Below are 13,234 nucleotides of genomic sequence, written 5' to 3' on the forward strand. Positions count from 1 at the left end.
GATCAGAAGATCTCCTTGACGCTTTTGCCACGCTTGGCGGCAATGGATTCAGGAGATTGCATAGCTTTCAAACCTTTGAAAGTGGCGTGAACCACGTTTACCGGGTTAGTCGAGCCGTAGCACTTGGCCAGAACGTTCTGAACGCCAGCAACCTCGAGGACAGCACGCATAGCGCCGCCAGCGATGATACCGGTACCTTCAGAAGCAGGCTGCATGTACACCTTCGAAGCGCCATGAGCGGACTTCATTGCGTACTGCAGAGTGGTGCCGTTCAGATCAACTTGGATCATGTTGCGACGAGCAGCTTCCATTGCCTTCTGGATCGCAGCAGGCACTTCACGCGACTTGCCACGGCCGAAGCCAACACGCCCTTTACCATCACCTACCACGGTCAACGCGGTGAAAGTGAAGATACGGCCGCCTTTAACGGTTTTGGCTACGCGGTTAACTTGAACCAGCTTCTCAATGTAGCCTTCGTCGCGCTTTTGGTCGTTATTTGACATAACTTAGAACTCCAGCCCAGCTTCACGAGCAGCATCAGCCAGCGCCTTGACGCGACCGTGGTACTTGAAGCCAGAGCGGTCGAAAGCCACCTGCGAGACGCCAGCGGCTTTAGCACGCGTAGCGACCAGCTGGCCAACCTTAGTGGCCGCGTCGATGTTGCCAGTGGCGCCATCACGCAGTTCTTTATCCAAAGTCGAGGCACTTGCCAGGACTTTGTTGCCGTCGGCCGAAATGACCTGGGCGTAGATGTGCTGCGACGAGCGGAACACGCAGAGACGCACGACTTCGAGTTCGTGCATTTTCAGGCGTGCTTTGCGAGCGCGACGCAGTCGAGTAACTTTTTTGTCGGTCATTTGCTATGCCCTACTTCTTCTTGGCTTCTTTACGACGGACGACTTCGTCCGCGTAGCGCACACCTTTGCCTTTGTACGGCTCTGGTGGACGGAAGTCGCGGATCTCGGCGGCCACTTGACCTACCAGCTGCTTATCGATACCCCGGATCAGGATATCGGTCTGGCTAGGAGTCTCAGCGGTGATGCCTTCCGGCAGTTCATAATCCACTGGGTGCGAGAAGCCAAGAGCCAGGTTCAGCACTGTGCCTTTTGCTTGCGCTTTGTAACCAACACCGACCAGCTGGAGCTTGCGCTCGAAGCCTTGGCTTACGCCTTGGACCATGTTGTTAACCAACGCACGAGTGGTACCAGCCATTGCGCGAGTTTGTTGATCGCCATTGCGAGCAGCGAAACGCAGCTCACCAGCTTCTTCAACGATCTCAACGGACGAATGGATGTTCAGTTCGAGAGTGCCCTTGGCACCCTTCACCGAAAGCTGTTGGCCTGCGAATTTGACTTCGACACCGGCTGGCAGCTTAACGGGGTTCTTAGCGACGCGAGACATGCTTATCCCCCCTTAGAACACAGTGCAAAGAACTTCGCCGCCGACACCGGCAGCGCGCGCAGCACGATCCGTCATCACACCTTTGTTGGTGGAGACGATAGACACACCGAGACCGCCACGAACTTTTGGCAGATCATCGACGGACTTGTACTGACGCAGGCCTGGACGGCTAACGCGCTTCACTTCCTCGATGACCGGACGGCCTTCGAAGTACTTCAGCTCGATGGACAGCAGTGGCTTGATTTCGCTGCTGATCTGATAACCCGCGATGTAACCTTCGTCCTTCAGGACTTTGGCTACAGCTACCTTCAACGTGGAAGATGGCATGCTTACGACGGACTTTTCAGCCATCTGGGCATTACGGATTCGAGTTAGCATGTCCGCTAACGGGTCCTGCATACTCATGGGCTAGACGCTCCTAATACAAAAAAATAAGCCTTACGGCTACTACCTCGGCCGAGAAACGCCGCACGAAAAAAGTACGGGCTCAGGCGAGCCGGGTATTCTAGACACACCCCAGAAATGAATCAAGCCCCAAAAGGGGCTTGATTCAGATTCAAGGCCACCGATGGTCAGGATCTTGCGACCCCGAACATCGAGACTTTGACAGTACTTACCAGCTGGCTTTAACCAGACCTGGTACGTCACCACGCATTGCCGCTTCACGCAGTTTGTTACGGCCAAGGCCGAACTTGCGGTAAACGCCGTGTGGACGACCAGTCAGGCGGCAGCGGTTACGCATGCGCGAAGCGCTTGCGTCACGTGGCTGCTTCTGCAGAGCTACTGTAGCTTCCCAACGCGCTTCTGGACTTGCGTTCAGATCAACGATGATAGCTTTCAGTGCTGCACGCTTTTTGGCGTACTTGGCAACCGTGAGCTGACGCTTCAGCTCGCGGTTTTTCATGCTCATCTTGGCCATGGTCCTACTCCAATCAGTTGCGGAACGGGAATTTGAAAGCACGCAGCAATGCGCGGCCTTCATCATCGTTCTTGGCAGTGGTGGTCAGGGTGATGTCCAGACCGCGGAGAGCATCGATCTTGTCGTAATCGATTTCCGGGAAGATGATCTGCTCTTTCACGCCCATGCTGTAGTTACCACGACCATCGAAGGACTTGGCATTCAGGCCGCGGAAGTCGCGAACCCGAGGCAGGGAGATCGACAGCAGACGATCCAGGAACTCGTACATACGCTCACGGCGCAGAGTCACTTTGACGCCGATCGGCCAACCTTCACGGACTTTAAAGCCAGCGATGGATTTCCGAGCGTAAGTCACAACGACTTTCTGGCCGGTGATCTTTTCCAGGTCAGCAACAGCGTGCTCGATGACTTTTTTGTCACCGATCGCTTCGCCCAGACCCATGTTCAGGGTGATTTTGGTAACGCGCGGAACTTCCATCACGTTCGAAAGCTTAAGTTCTTCCTTAAGTTTCGGTGCGATTTCCTTCCGGTAAATCTCTTTTAGTCGTGCCATGGTCTTCTACCTAGCAGTGTTCAAGCATCAACCGCTTTTTGGGTCGACTTGAAGACACGAATTTTCTTGCCGTCTTCTACTTTGAAACCAACGCGGTCAGCCTTGTTGGTTTCGCCGTTGAAAATGGCGACGTTGGAAGCGTGCAGTGGCGCTTCTTTTTCGACGATACCGCCTTGTACGCCCGACATCGGGTTTGGCTTGGTATGACGCTTAACCAGGTTCAGACCACCAATGACCAGACGGTCATCAGCGAGAACCTTAAGCACCTTACCGCGCTTACCTTTGTCTTTGCCGGCGATCACGATGATCTCGTCGTCACGACGAATCTTTTGCATGTCGGATCTCCTTACAGCACTTCTGGGGCGAGCGAGACGATCTTCATGAACTTCTCAGTACGAAGTTCACGGGTCACTGGCCCAAAGATACGGGTGCCGATTGGCTCTTGCTTGTTGTTCAGAAGAACAGCAGCGTTACCATCAAAGCGGATAATCGAGCCATCAGCACGGCGAACGCCGTGACGAGTGCGGACTACAACAGCAGTCATCACTTGGCCTTTTTTCACTTTACCGCGAGGAATTGCTTCCTTGACGGTAACCTTGATGATGTCACCGATACCAGCGTAACGACGATGGGAGCCACCCAGCACCTTGATGCACATAACACGGCGAGCGCCGCTGTTATCGGCCACATCGAGCATGGATTGAGTCTGAATCATATAATTTCTCCGACCCCTAGTCCTTAGACTTCCACAGCGCGTTCGAGAACATCAACCAGTGCCCAAGACTTGGTCTTGGCCAGCGGACGAGTTTCACGAATAGTGACTTTGTCGCCGATGTGGCACTGATTGGTTTCGTCGTGCGCGTGCAGCTTAGTCGAACGCTTAACGTATTTACCGTAGATCGGGTGCTTAACGCGACGCTCGATCAGAACGGTGATGGTCTTGTCCATCTTGTCGCTGACAACACGGCCAGTCAGCGTACGGACAGTTTTTTCGGCTTCAGCCATGATTACTTACCTGCCTGCTGGTTGAGCACAGTCTTCACGCGAGCGATGTCACGTTTAACTTGCGAGAGCAGATGAGACTGCCCCAACTGGCCAGTTGCTTTCTGCATACGCAGATTGAACTGGTCGCGCAGCAGGCCGAGCAGTTGCTCGTTCAGCTGCTGTGCTGATTTTTCACGAAGTTCATTCGCTTTCATCACATCACCGTCCGTTTAACAAAGGAGGTGGCGAGCGGCAGCTTTGCAGCAGCCAGGGCGAAAGCCTCACGCGCCAGCTCTTCAGAAACACCCTCGATTTCATACAGGACTTTGCCTGGCTGAATCTGGGCAACCCAGTATTCCACGTTACCCTTACCTTTACCCATCCGAACTTCGAGTGGCTTTTTGGTGACAGGCTTGTCCGGGAACACACGGATCCAGATCTTGCCGCCACGTTTTACGTGACGGGTCAGAGCACGACGCGCTGACTCGATCTGACGAGCGGTGAGACGACCACGAGCAACAGACTTCAGCGCGAACTCGCCGAAGCTGACTTTGCTACCGCGCAATGCCAAGCCACGGTTGTGGCCAGTCATTTGCTTGCGGAACTTCGTACGCTTTGGTTGCAACATTTGGCGTACCCCTTACTTAGCAGCTTTTTTACGAGGCGCTGGTGCTTGTGGCTTCAGCTCTTCTTGGCGACCACCAATTACTTCGCCTTTGAAGATCCAAACCTTTACACCGATCACACCGTAAGTGGTGTGAGCTTCGTAGTTGGCATAGTCGATGTCGGCACGCAGGGTGTGCAGTGGCACACGACCTTCGCGATACCATTCAGTACGTGCGATTTCAGCACCGCCGAGACGACCGCTCACTTGGATTTTGATGCCTTTGGCACCAATGCGCATGGCGTTCTGTACTGCGCGCTTCATAGCGCGACGGAACATTACGCGACGCTCCAGCTGCTGAGCTACGCTCTGCGCAACCAGCATACCGTCGAGCTCCGGCTTGCGGATCTCTTCGATATTGATGTGCACAGGCACACCCATTTGCTTGGTCAGGTCCTGGCGCAGTTTCTCAACATCTTCACCTTTCTTCCCGATAACGATACCTGGACGAGCGGTGTGGATGGTGATACGTGCAGTTTGGGCCGGACGATGGATATCGATACGGCTTACGGACGCGCTTTTTAGTTTGTCTTGGAGATACTCACGCACCTTCAGATCAGCGAACAAATAGTCCGCATAAGTCCGACCGTCTGCGTACCAGACGGAGGTGTGCTCCTTGACGATTCCCAGGCGAATGCCAATGGGATGTACTTTCTGACCCATCTCTTCGACTCCGTTACTTGTCAGCAACCTTGACAGTGATATGGCAAGACCGCTTGACGATGCGATCAGCACGGCCTTTGGCACGTGGCATGATGCGCTTCAGCGAACGCCCTTCGTTGACGAAAACGGTGCTGACCTTCAGGTCATCAACGTCTGCGCCTTCGTTATGCTCGGCGTTGGCTACGGCCGACTCCAGCACTTTCTTGATGATCTCGGCGGCTTTCTTACTGCTGAAAGCCAACAGGTTGAGCGCTTCGCCCACCTTCTTCCCGCGGATCTGGTCGGCGACCAAGCGGGCTTTCTGGGCGGAGATTCGAGCGCCCGACAACTTAGCGGCTACTTCCATCGTTCCTTACCCCTTAACGCTTGGCTTTCTTGTCTGCCACGTGCCCACGATATGTGCGGGTACCGGCAAACTCGCCCAGTTTGTGGCCGACCATGTCTTCGTTCACAAGAACTGGGACGTGCTGACGACCGTTATGTACAGCGATGGTCAGACCGACCATCTGTGGCAGGATCATGGAACGGCGCGACCAGGTCTTAACTGGTTTGCGATCGTTCTTTTCCGCCGCCACTTCGATCTTCTTCAGTAGGTGAAGATCAATAAAAGGACCTTTTTTCAGAGAACGTGGCACTGTCGTATCCCTCTATTTACTTGCGACGACGGACGATCATTTTGTCGGTACGCTTATTACCACGAGTCTTCGCGCCCTTAGTCGGGAAGCCCCATGGCGATACCGGATGACGACCACCAGAGGTACGACCTTCACCACCACCATGTGGGTGGTCAACCGGGTTCATGGCAACACCACGAACGGTTGGGCGAACGCCACGCCAGCGTTTGGCACCAGCTTTACCCAGCGAACGCAGGCTGTGCTCGGAGTTCGAGACCTCGCCCAGGGTCGCGCGGCATTCAGCCAGCACTTTACGCATCTCACCAGAACGCAGACGCAGGGTCACGTAGACACCTTCACGAGCGATCAGCTGAGCCGAAGCACCAGCGGAACGAGCGATTTGCGCGCCTTTACCTGGCTTCAATTCGATGCCGTGTACGGTGCTACCAACTGGAATGTTACGCAGTTGCAGAGCGTTGCCCGGCTTGATCGGTGCCAGAGCACCTGCGATCAGCTGGTCGCCAGCGCTCACGCCTTTAGGGGCGATGATGTAGCGACGCTCGCCATCTGCGTACAGCAGCAGAGCGATGTGAGCAGTACGGTTTGGATCGTATTCGATACGCTCGACAGTGGCAGAGATGCCATCTTTGTCGTTGCGACGGAAATCGACCAGACGATAATGCTGCTTATGGCCACCACCGATGTGACGAGTGGTAATACGACCATTGTTGTTACGACCACCAGTCTTCGATTTTTTCTCGAGCAGCGGTGCGTGAGGAGCGCCTTTATGCAGCTCCTGGTTGACCACCTTGACCACAAAACGGCGGCCAGGGGAAGTCGGTTTGCATTTAACGATTGCCATGATGCACCCCTTCCTTACTCAGCACTGCTGCTGAAATCGAGATCTTGGCCTGGCTGAAGGGAGATAACTGCCTTCTTCCAGTCATTACGCTTGCCCAGACCGCGAGCAGTGCGCTTGCTCTTACCCAGAACATTCAGGGTAGTAACACGCTCTACTTTCACGCTGAACAGGCTTTCGACGGCCTTCTTGATTTCCAGCTTGGTTGCGTCAGTTGCAACCTTGAAAACGAACTGGCCTTTCTTGTCAGCCAGAACCGTAGCCTTCTCGGAAACGTGCGGGCCAAGCAGAACTTTAAATACGCGTTCCTGGTTCATCCCAGCAGCTCCTCGAATTTCTTCACGGCCGACACGGTGATCAACACCTTGTCGTATGCGATCAGACTAACTGGATCGGAACCTTGCACGTCACGTACATCAACGTGTGGCAGGTTACGAGCAGCCAGGTACAGGTTCTGATCAACCACTTCAGACACGATCAAGACGTCAGTCAGGCCCATGCCGGTCAGTTTGTTCAGCAGATCTTTGGTCTTCGGTGCATCAACAGCGAAGTCCTGAACCACGACCAGACGATCAGTACGCACCAGCTCAGCAAGGATGGAACGCATTGCTGCGCGATACATCTTCTTGTTCAGCTTTTGGGAGTGATCCTGAGGACGAGCTGCAAAAGTGGTACCGCCGCCGCGCCAGATTGGGCTACGGATAGTACCGGCACGAGCACGGCCAGTACCTTTCTGACGCCATGGGCGTTTACCGCCACCACGAACATCGGAACGGGTCTTTTGCTGCTTGCTACCTTGACGGCCGCCGGCCATGTAGGCCACGACTGCTTGGTGAACCAGCGTCTCGTTGAATTCGCCGCCAAATGTCAGTTCGGAAACTTCGATCGCTTGAGCGTCATTTACATTTAATTGCATGTCAGCTTCCCCTTAACCGCGAGCCTTGGCTGCTGGACGTACAACCAAGTTGCCGCCAGTAGCGCCAGGAACAGCGCCCTTGACCAACAACAGATTGCGTTCAGCGTCCACGCGCACTACTTCAAGGGACTGCACGGTCACGCGCTCAGCGCCCATATGACCGGACATTTTTTTGCCCTTGAATACACGACCAGGAGTCTGGCACTGGCCGATAGAGCCTGGAACGCGGTGGGACACGGAGTTACCGTGGGTATTATCTTGCCCGCGGAAGTTCCAACGCTTGATCGTACCCTGGAAGCCTTTACCCTTGGACTGACCGGTTACATCAACCAGTTGACCAGCGGCGAAGATTTCAGCGTTGATCAGATCGCCGGCCTGGTACTCGCCTTCTTCAAGACGGAATTCCATTACGGTACGACCAGCGGCAACGTTCGCCTTAGCGAAGTGGCCAGCTTGAGCAGCTGTTACACGCGAAGCACGACGCTCGCCGACAGTGACTTGCACTGCACGATAGCCATCGGTTTCTTCAGTTTTGAACTGGGTGACGCGATTCGGCTCGATCTCAATGACCGTGACCGGAATGGAGACACCTTCTTCGGTGAAAATACGGGTCATACCGCATTTACGACCGACTACACCAATAGTCATGTTGTAAACCTCATGAGTGTACGGGGCTTTCACCCGCTATGGCCGCCCATTTCAGAGCGTTACACGACTAAGACCGAGTCTTAGCCGAGGCTGATCTGCACTTCCACACCGGCCGCAAGATCAAGCTTCATAAGAGCATCAACGGTTTTATCCGTTGGCTGGACGATGTCCAGAACACGCTTATGAGTACGGATCTCGTACTGGTCACGCGCGTCTTTGTTGACGTGCGGGGAGACCAGAACGGTGAACCGCTCTTTACGGGTAGGCAGTGGAATTGGACCACGCACTTGAGCACCAGTACGTTTCGCGGTTTCCACGATTTCCTGGGTGGATTGGTCGATCAGGCGATGGTCAAAAGCCTTCAACCTGATACGGATTTGCTGATTTTGCATTGGATTTCAGACTCCGGCTGCTATTCCCAGCGAGCGCAATACGCCCGTTAAAAGGAGGCGCAATTCTATAGAGGGGCCAACATAGTGTCAACCCAATAAAAAAGCCCCCACAAGCGGAGACCGCTAGCGGGGGCTTTTTCATCAATCAACGCTTAGGCGATGATTTTGGCTACGACGCCAGCGCCGACGGTACGACCGCCTTCACGAATAGCGAAACGCAGACCATCTTCCATTGCGATGGTTTTGATCAGGGTGACAACCATTTTGATGTTGTCGCCTGGCATTACCATTTCAACGCCTTCCGGCAGTTCGCAGTTACCGGTCACGTCAGTGGTCCGGAAGTAGAACTGTGGACGGTAGCCTTTGAAGAACGGAGTGTGGCGACCGCCTTCTTCTTTGCTCAACACGTACACTTCAGCTTCGAAGGTAGTGTGCGGCTTAACCGAACCTGGCTTGACCAGAACCTGGCCACGCTCTACGTCGTCACGCTTGGTGCCGCGCAGCAGTACGCCACAGTTCTCGCCAGCACGACCTTCGTCGAGCAGTTTACGGAACATTTCAACACCGGTGCAGGTGGTGACAGTAGTGTCACGCAGACCAACGATTTCCAGTGGATCCTGAACCTTGACGATACCGCGCTCGATACGACCAGTCACAACAGTACCGCGACCCGAGATCGAGAATACGTCTTCGATTGGCATCAGGAACGGCTTGTCGATAACACGAACTGGATCTGGAATGTAGCTGTCCAGAGTCTCAACCAGTTTACGAACGGCAGTGGTGCCCATTTCGTTGTCGTCTTGGCCGTTCAGAGCCATCAGAGCCGAACCGATGATGATCGGAGTGTCGTCACCTGGGAAGTCGTAAGTGCTCAGCAGATCGCGCACTTCCATCTCAACCAGTTCCAGCAGCTCAGCGTCGTCAACCATGTCAGCCTTGTTCAGGAAGACAACGATGTACGGAACGCCAACCTGACGGGACAGCAGGATGTGCTCACGGGTTTGTGGCATCGGACCATCAGCGGCCGAGCAAACCAGGATAGCGCCGTCCATTTGAGCAGCACCGGTGATCATGTTCTTCACATAGTCAGCGTGACCTGGGCAGTCGACGTGAGCGTAGTGACGGATCAGCGAGTTGTATTCAACGTGCGCGGTGTTGATGGTGATACCACGAGCCTTTTCTTCCGGAGCGCTGTCGATCTTGTCGAAAGCAACAACGGCCGAACCGAAAACTTCGGAGCAGACGCGAGTCAGAGCAGCGGTCAGCGTGGTTTTACCATGGTCAACGTGACCGATGGTGCCAACGTTGACGTGCGGGAGGGTACGGTCAAATTTTTCTTTAGCCACGACAATTAACTCCTTGCCTAAAGGGCTGAATCAGCCTTGTTTTTTGGTAACAGTTTCGACGATGTGCGACGGAGCTGTATTGTATTTTTTGAATTCCATAGAGTAGCTTGCGCGACCTTGGGACATGGAGCGGACGTCGGTCGCATAACCGAACATCTCACCCAACGGAACCTCGGCACGAATTACTTTGCCGGAAACCGTATCTTCCATACCCAGGATCATGCCGCGACGACGGTTAAGGTCGCCCATCACGTCACCCATATAGTCTTCAGGCGTAACAACCTCTACCGCCATGATCGGCTCAAGCAACTCACCACCGCCCTTCTGGGCCAGTTGCTTGGTCGCCATGGAAGCAGCCACCTTAAACGCCATCTCGTTGGAGTCGACGTCGTGGTAAGAACCATCGAACACGGTAGCCTTCAGGCCGATCAGCGGATAGCCGGCAACAACGCCGTTCTTCATCTGCTCTTCGATACCCTTCTGGATCGCCGGGATGTATTCCTTAGGAACCACACCACCCACAACTTCGTTCACGAATTGCAGACCTTCCTGACCTTCGTCAGCAGGAGCAAAACGAATCCAGCAATGGCCGAACTGGCCACGACCGCCGGATTGACGAACGAACTTGCCTTCGATTTCACAGTTCTTCGTGATGCGCTCACGATAGGAAACCTGAGGCTTACCGATGTTGGCTTCGACGTTGAACTCACGGCGCATCCGGTCAACCAGGATGTCCAGGTGCAGCTCGCCCATGCCAGAGATGATCGTTTGACCAGTCTCTTCATCAGTTTTAACGCGGAAAGATGGATCTTCCTGAGCAAGCTTGCCCAGAGCGATACCCATTTTTTCCTGGTCATCCTTGGTCTTAGGCTCAACGGCAACCGAAATAACCGGCTCCGGGAAGTCCATGCGAACCAGGATGATTGGCTTGGCAGCGTCGCACAAAGTTTCACCAGTGGTGACGTCCTTCATGCCGATCAAGGCCGCGATGTCACCAGCGCGCACTTCCTTGATTTCTTCACGGGCGTTTGCGTGCATTTGCACCATACGACCCACGCGCTCTTTCTTGCCCTTGACCGAGTTGATCACGCCGTCGCCGGAGGCCAACACGCCCGAGTAAACGCGGACGAAAGTCAAGGTACCCACGAATGGGTCGGTAGCGATCTTGAACGCCAGAGCCGAGAACGGCTCGTCGTCGTTCGCATGACGCTCCATTTGCTTTTCCTCGTCATCCGGGTCAGTACCCTTGATGGCAGGAATGTCGGTAGGAGCCGGCAGGTAGTCGATAACGGCGTCGAGAACCAGGGGAACACCCTTGTTCTTGAAGGAAGAACCGCAAACAGCCAGAACGATCTCACCAGCGATAGTACGCTGACGCAGAGCGGCCTTGATTTCTGCGTTGGTGAGTTCTTCACCTTCGAGGTACTTGTTCATCAGCTCTTCGCTGGCTTCGGCCGCAGCCTCAACCATGTTGCCGCGCCACTCGTTAGCCAGTTCCTGCAACTCGGCAGGGATAGGCTCGCGACGTGGAGTCATGCCTTTGTCAGCGTCATTCCAGTAAACAGCTTCCATGGACATCAGATCGATCTGACCCTGGAAGTTGTCTTCGGAACCGATAGCCAACTGGATTGGCACCGGAGTGTGACCCAGACGCTGCTTGATCTGACCGATCACGCGCAGGAAGTTCGCACCAGCACGGTCCATCTTGTTTACGTAAACAAGACGTGGAACGCCGTACTTGTTGGCTTGACGCCATACGGTTTCCGACTGAGGCTCAACACCCGAGGTACCGCAGAACACAACGACCGCGCCGTCGAGAACACGCAGGGAACGCTCAACTTCAATAGTGAAGTCAACGTGGCCCGGGGTGTCGATGACGTTGAAGCGGTACTGATCTTTGTGCTGCTTCTCGGAACCCTGCCAGAAGGCGGTAATGGCAGCAGAAGTAATGGTAATACCACGCTCCTGCTCCTGAACCATCCAGTCTGTGGTCGCGGCGCCGTCATGCACCTCGCCCATCTTGTGACTTTTGCCAGTGTAAAAAAGGACGCGCTCGGTGGTGGTGGTTTTACCAGCATCCACGTGAGCGACGATACCGATGTTACGGTAGCGACTAATCGGAGTAGTACGAGCCATAAAGCCCTCGCAAAATTAGTGAAGCTAAAATTAGAAGCGGTAGTGCGAGAAAGCTTTGTTAGCTTCGGCCATACGGTGCACGTCTTCACGCTTCTTAACAGCAGCACCTTTACCTTCAGCAGCGTCCAACAGTTCACCGGCCAAACGCAGAGCCATAGACTTCTCGCCGCGCTTACGGGCGAAGTCTACCAACCAGCGCATTGCCAGGGCGTTACGACGGGACGGACGAACTTCGACCGGAACCTGGTAAGTAGCACCGCCTACACGGCGCGACTTCACTTCGACCAGCGGAGCGATGGCGTCGAGAGCTTTCTCGAAGATTTCCAGGGGATCGCTGTTCTTGCGTTCTTTAACCTTTTCCAGCGCGCCATAAACGATACGCTCGGCAACGGCTTTCTTGCCGCTTTCCATTACGTGGTTCATGAACTTGGCCAGGATTTGGCTTCCGTATTTTGGATCGTCAAGCACTTCGCGCTTGGCTGCTACGCGTCTTCTTGGCATGGATAAGCCCTCAAACGGTCTTCAGGTTCGCTCGGAATCGGTGCCCTTTCGGGACGCCTCCGACCTTACTCTTATCGACTCAGAAAAATAGATAATTCAGTTTTTACAAAAAGCCGCTACTACTTAGGCTTCTTGGTACCGTACTTCGAACGACCCTGGTTACGACCTTTAACGCCGGAAGTATCCAAAGAACCGCGTACGGTGTGGTAACGAACACCTGGCAAGTCTTTTACACGACCGCCGCGGATCAGTACCACGCTGTGCTCTTGCAGGTTGTGGCCTTCACCGCCGATGTACGAGGAAACCTCGAAACCGTTGGTCAGACGCACACGGCATACTTTACGCAGTGCCGAGTTAGGTTTTTTCGGCGTGGTGGTATACACACGGGTGCATACGCCACGACGTTGCGGGCAGTTCTGCAGCGCAGGCACGTCGGATTTCTCGACGATACGCTTACGCGGCTGACGTACCAGCTGGTTGATAGTTGCCATCTACTAGCTCCACTGTTGTCTTGCGACGCTATTGTCTTGCAAGAAAAGCAAAATGGCAGGAACGAGTTCCCGCCAAATTTAGGGGTACAAGAGTCTAAAGAGGATCTTGCCCCCAGTCAAGGCAAGGCCCCGACCTCCCCACTCATC

23 protein-coding genes are annotated in these 13,234 nt (G+C 54.5%); all 23 read right to left on the reverse strand.

Going from position 1 to position 13,234, the window contains the following annotated elements; all coding sequences use genetic code 11:
- Positions 1-2: 2 nt before the first annotated feature.
- On the reverse strand, positions 3-503 hold the full coding sequence (gene rpsE, locus AABM54_RS23240) for a 30S ribosomal protein S5 (protein ID WP_003186035.1): 501 nt from the start codon (positions 501-503) through the stop codon (positions 3-5).
- A gap of 3 nt (positions 504-506) precedes the next feature.
- Positions 507-857 carry a 50S ribosomal protein L18 gene (gene rplR, locus AABM54_RS23245; protein WP_003186037.1) on the reverse strand — a complete coding sequence of 117 codons (351 nt, stop codon included), beginning with the start codon at positions 855-857 and terminating at the stop codon, positions 507-509.
- 10 nt (positions 858-867) lie between these two features.
- Positions 868-1,401, reverse strand: a complete 534-nt coding sequence (gene rplF, locus AABM54_RS23250) for a 50S ribosomal protein L6 (protein WP_007896774.1) — start codon at positions 1,399-1,401, stop codon at positions 868-870.
- A 12-nt stretch (positions 1,402-1,413) separates the two neighbouring features.
- Positions 1,414-1,806, reverse strand: a complete 393-nt coding sequence (rpsH, locus tag AABM54_RS23255) for a 30S ribosomal protein S8 (protein ID WP_003186040.1) — start codon at positions 1,804-1,806, stop codon at positions 1,414-1,416.
- A gap of 208 nt (positions 1,807-2,014) precedes the next feature.
- Positions 2,015-2,320 (reverse strand): 30S ribosomal protein S14, encoded by a 306-nt coding sequence (rpsN, locus tag AABM54_RS23260; RefSeq protein ID WP_003176414.1) that lies wholly within the window; start codon positions 2,318-2,320, stop codon positions 2,015-2,017.
- A 13-nt stretch (positions 2,321-2,333) separates the two neighbouring features.
- Positions 2,334-2,873, reverse strand: a complete 540-nt coding sequence (rplE, locus tag AABM54_RS23265) for a 50S ribosomal protein L5 (protein ID WP_003210069.1) — start codon at positions 2,871-2,873, stop codon at positions 2,334-2,336.
- A 20-nt stretch (positions 2,874-2,893) separates the two neighbouring features.
- Positions 2,894-3,208, reverse strand: a complete 315-nt coding sequence (gene rplX / locus AABM54_RS23270) for a 50S ribosomal protein L24 (RefSeq protein WP_071553151.1) — start codon at positions 3,206-3,208, stop codon at positions 2,894-2,896.
- Positions 3,209-3,219: 11 nt separating this feature from the next.
- Positions 3,220-3,588, reverse strand: coding sequence for a 50S ribosomal protein L14 (gene rplN / locus AABM54_RS23275; RefSeq protein WP_002555479.1), 369 nt, complete (start codon positions 3,586-3,588; stop codon positions 3,220-3,222).
- Positions 3,589-3,611: 23 nt separating this feature from the next.
- The gene (rpsQ, locus tag AABM54_RS23280; RefSeq protein ID WP_003176419.1) at positions 3,612-3,878 is read right to left on the reverse strand and encodes a 30S ribosomal protein S17; all 267 of its coding nucleotides are present in this window, start codon (positions 3,876-3,878) and stop codon (positions 3,612-3,614) included.
- Between the two features lie 2 nt (positions 3,879-3,880).
- Positions 3,881-4,072, reverse strand: a complete 192-nt coding sequence (gene rpmC / locus AABM54_RS23285; RefSeq protein WP_002555481.1) for a 50S ribosomal protein L29 — start codon at positions 4,070-4,072, stop codon at positions 3,881-3,883.
- Complete coding sequence (gene rplP / locus AABM54_RS23290; protein ID WP_003186052.1) at positions 4,072-4,485, reverse strand: 50S ribosomal protein L16; 414 nt, start codon at positions 4,483-4,485, stop codon at positions 4,072-4,074. Before rplP ends, rpmC begins: the two co-directional genes overlap by 1 nt.
- A 12-nt stretch (positions 4,486-4,497) precedes the next feature.
- Complete coding sequence (gene rpsC / locus AABM54_RS23295; RefSeq protein WP_003176422.1) at positions 4,498-5,184, reverse strand: 30S ribosomal protein S3; 687 nt, start codon at positions 5,182-5,184, stop codon at positions 4,498-4,500.
- A gap of 13 nt (positions 5,185-5,197) precedes the next feature.
- Positions 5,198-5,530: a 50S ribosomal protein L22 gene (rplV, locus tag AABM54_RS23300; RefSeq protein ID WP_003210077.1), complete on the reverse strand. Its 333-nt coding sequence runs from the start codon at positions 5,528-5,530 to the stop codon at positions 5,198-5,200.
- A gap of 13 nt (positions 5,531-5,543) precedes the next feature.
- Positions 5,544-5,819, reverse strand: a complete 276-nt coding sequence (gene rpsS, locus AABM54_RS23305) for a 30S ribosomal protein S19 (RefSeq protein ID WP_002555486.1) — start codon at positions 5,817-5,819, stop codon at positions 5,544-5,546.
- Between the two features lie 16 nt (positions 5,820-5,835).
- Entirely contained in the window at positions 5,836-6,660 is an 825-nt protein-coding gene (gene rplB, locus AABM54_RS23310) for a 50S ribosomal protein L2 (RefSeq protein WP_003176423.1), read from the reverse strand.
- A gap of 14 nt (positions 6,661-6,674) precedes the next feature.
- Positions 6,675-6,974: a 50S ribosomal protein L23 gene (gene rplW, locus AABM54_RS23315; RefSeq protein ID WP_002555488.1), complete on the reverse strand. Its 300-nt coding sequence runs from the start codon at positions 6,972-6,974 to the stop codon at positions 6,675-6,677.
- Complete coding sequence (gene rplD, locus AABM54_RS23320) at positions 6,971-7,573, reverse strand: 50S ribosomal protein L4 (protein WP_071553150.1); 603 nt, start codon at positions 7,571-7,573, stop codon at positions 6,971-6,973. Before rplD ends, rplW begins: the two co-directional genes overlap by 4 nt.
- Positions 7,574-7,585: 12 nt before the next feature.
- Complete coding sequence (gene rplC, locus AABM54_RS23325) at positions 7,586-8,221, reverse strand: 50S ribosomal protein L3 (RefSeq protein ID WP_003186059.1); 636 nt, start codon at positions 8,219-8,221, stop codon at positions 7,586-7,588.
- 80 nt (positions 8,222-8,301) lie between these two features.
- The gene (gene rpsJ / locus AABM54_RS23330; protein ID WP_003186070.1) at positions 8,302-8,613 is read right to left on the reverse strand and encodes a 30S ribosomal protein S10; all 312 of its coding nucleotides are present in this window, start codon (positions 8,611-8,613) and stop codon (positions 8,302-8,304) included.
- 152 nt (positions 8,614-8,765) lie between these two features.
- The gene (gene tuf, locus AABM54_RS23335) at positions 8,766-9,959 is read right to left on the reverse strand and encodes an elongation factor Tu (protein WP_008145495.1); all 1,194 of its coding nucleotides are present in this window, start codon (positions 9,957-9,959) and stop codon (positions 8,766-8,768) included.
- A 30-nt stretch (positions 9,960-9,989) separates the two neighbouring features.
- Positions 9,990-12,095, reverse strand: coding sequence for an elongation factor G (gene fusA, locus AABM54_RS23340; protein WP_347902283.1), 2,106 nt, complete (start codon positions 12,093-12,095; stop codon positions 9,990-9,992).
- 30 nt (positions 12,096-12,125) lie between these two features.
- Positions 12,126-12,596, reverse strand: coding sequence for a 30S ribosomal protein S7 (gene rpsG, locus AABM54_RS23345; RefSeq protein WP_002555493.1), 471 nt, complete (start codon positions 12,594-12,596; stop codon positions 12,126-12,128).
- 119 nt (positions 12,597-12,715) lie between these two features.
- On the reverse strand, positions 12,716-13,087 hold the full coding sequence (gene rpsL, locus AABM54_RS23350) for a 30S ribosomal protein S12 (RefSeq protein ID WP_002555494.1): 372 nt from the start codon (positions 13,085-13,087) through the stop codon (positions 12,716-12,718).
- Between the last annotated feature and the right edge of the window lie 147 nt (positions 13,088-13,234).

The organism is Pseudomonas purpurea (assembly GCF_039908635.1).
Taxonomy (GTDB): domain Bacteria; phylum Pseudomonadota; class Gammaproteobacteria; order Pseudomonadales; family Pseudomonadaceae; genus Aquipseudomonas; species Aquipseudomonas purpurea.